General features: G+C 70.7%; 2 protein-coding genes. Both read right to left on the bottom strand.

Annotated features, from left to right (window positions below; genetic code table 11):
- Positions 1–1,307: type I polyketide synthase (locus ACH47Z_RS47055; protein WP_399086779.1), on the bottom strand; the 1,307-nt coding region annotated here is incomplete at its 3' end.
- Positions 1,308–1,361: 54 nt separating this feature from the next.
- The coding region (locus ACH47Z_RS47050; RefSeq protein WP_399086775.1) for an acyltransferase domain-containing protein at positions 1,362–2,354 on the bottom strand (993 nt) is incomplete at its 5' end.

Here is a 2,354-nt window from a genome sequence, read left to right as displayed (position 1 = left end):
GTGTCGGGCCAGTGGATGGGTTCGGTGAGGAGGGAGACGGCTCCGGAGGACCAGTCGACCTGCGGGGTCGGCTCGTCGATGTGGAGGCTGCGGGGCAGGACGCCGTGGCGTAGGGCCATGACCATCTTGATGATCCCGGCCACCCCGGCGGCCGGGCCGGCATGGCCGATGTTGGACTTGAGGGAACCCAGGTGCAGCGGGCGTTCCGCGGGGCGTCCCTGGCCGTAGGTGGCGAGGAGCGCCTGGGCCTCGATCGGGTCGCCCAGCGTCGTACCCGTGCCATGGGCCTCGACCGCGTCGACGTCGCCCGTGGAGAGACCGGCGTTGTCGAGCGCCAGGCGGATCACCCGTTCCTGGGCTAGGTCGTTGGGGGCCGACAGCCCGTTGCTGGCGCCGTCCTGGTTGATCGCGGAGCCGCGTACGACGGCCAGCACCCGGTGGCCGTCGCGGACGGCGTCCGACAGGCGCTCGACGACGAGCACCGCGACGCCCTCCGCCCAGTTGGTTCCGTCGGCCGCCGCGGCGAAGGACTTGCAGCGGCCGTCGGCGGCCAGCCCGCGCTGGCGGCTGAACTCGGTGAACGCCGTCGGCGTGGGCATCACGGTGACGCCACCGGCCAGCGCCATCGTGCACTCGCCCTGCCGCAGCGACTGGCATGCCAGATGCAGCGCCACGAGAGAGGACGAGCACGCCGTGTCGATCGTGACCGCCGGGCCCTGCAACCCCAGCGTGTACGAGATCCGGCCCGAGGTCACGGCGGTCATGTTGCCGGTGATGGCGAATCCCTCGGCGCCCTCGGGCACCTCGGCGGCGGGCGAGACATAGCCCGTGGCCGTCGCGCCGACGAACACGCCGGTGGCCGTTCCGCGTCGCCGCGCCGGATCGAGACCCGCCCGCTCGAACGCCTCCCACGAGGCCTCCAGCATCAACCGCTGCTGCGGGTCCATCGACACGGCCTCGCGCGGTGAGATCCCGAAGAAACCGGCATCGAACTCACCGGCGTCGTAAAGGAATCCGGCCTCCTTGACGTATGTCTTGCCCGGAGCTTCCGCGTCGGGGTCGTACATCCCCTCGACGTCCCAGCCGCGGTCCAGCGGGAACCCGGCGATGGCATCGGTGCCGGAGTCAACGAGCTCCCACAGGCCTTCGGGGGAGTCGACACCACCGGGCAGCCGGCAGGCCATGCCGATGATCGCGATGGGCTCGCGGCTCGCGGCCTCCGTCTCCTGGAGCTGCCGACGTACCCTGCTCAGGTCGGCGGTGGCCCGCTTCAGGTAATCGCGCAGCCTGTCTTCGTTGTTCACCACGTCTGCCATCCCGGAGAACTCCTGTACGTCGAGAAGGGATCACCGCGGAGCGGATCAGGCATTGCCCAGCTGTTCGTCGAGGATCTGGAAGAGCTCGTCGTCGGAGGCGGTGTCGAGAGCGACGGCATCGAGCTCGCCCTCCGGGCCGGTGCCGTCGGCGGCCCCACTGCTCCAGCGGCGCAGCAGCGCGTCCAGCCGCCGGGCGACCAGTCCACGCGTCGCGTCGTCGAAGGACTGTGCCCACAGGCTGTCCTCGAGCAGATCGATGTCCCGGAGCACGGGCGGCTGCGCGGCGGCGCCCTCGTCGGGCCGCAGCACGCCCGCCAGGTACTGGGCCAGAGCCTTGGGACTGGGATGGCTGAACACGAGCGTGGCCGGCAGCCGTAGCCCCGTGGCCGCGTTCAGCCGATTGCGCAACTGCATCGCGGTGAGCGAGTCGAAGCCCAACTCCTTGAACGCGCGGTCCGTGTCGACCGTCTCCGGCGCCTCGTGCCCCAGCACGGCGGCCACACGCGACTGCACGAGCTCGATCAGAAGAGCCTCACGGCCCGCCTCGGTCGCACCCGCCAGGGCACGCGCGAGCGCGGTGGCCGCTTCCCCGCTCTCCCCGTCGTCCACCGCCACCGCCCTCGCGGCGGCGGTTATCGGCGCGACACCCGGCTCGAGCCAGTATCGACGGCGCTGGAACGGATACGTCGGCAGATCCACCCGTCCCACGCGCGAACCAGTCAGCAGTGACGCCCAGTTGACGTCCACGCCCTGGGTCCACGCGGTGGCGAGGGCGGTGTGGAGCTGGGCTAGGCCGCCGTGGTCCCGGCGGAGCGTACCGGTGACACGGGCTTCGACACCGGCCGCCTCGATGATTTCTTCGACGGCGAGGGCGAGGACAGGGTGGGCGGTCGCTTCGATGAAATGCCCGTGACCTTGGGCCAGAAGCCGACGGGCGGTCTCCTCGAAGCGGACGGTTTGGCGGAGGTTGGTGTACCAGTAGTTGGCGTTGAGTGTGGTGCCGTCGATGGGTTCGGTGGTGACGGTGGAGTAGAGGGG

Origin of the sequence: Streptomyces sp. NPDC020192, assembly GCF_044388685.1 — a bacterium.
Classification (GTDB): Bacteria; Actinomycetota; Actinomycetes; order Streptomycetales; family Streptomycetaceae; genus Streptomyces.
Note: the sequence above shows the minus strand (reverse complement) of the source record. Positions and strands in the feature narration are given on the sequence as shown.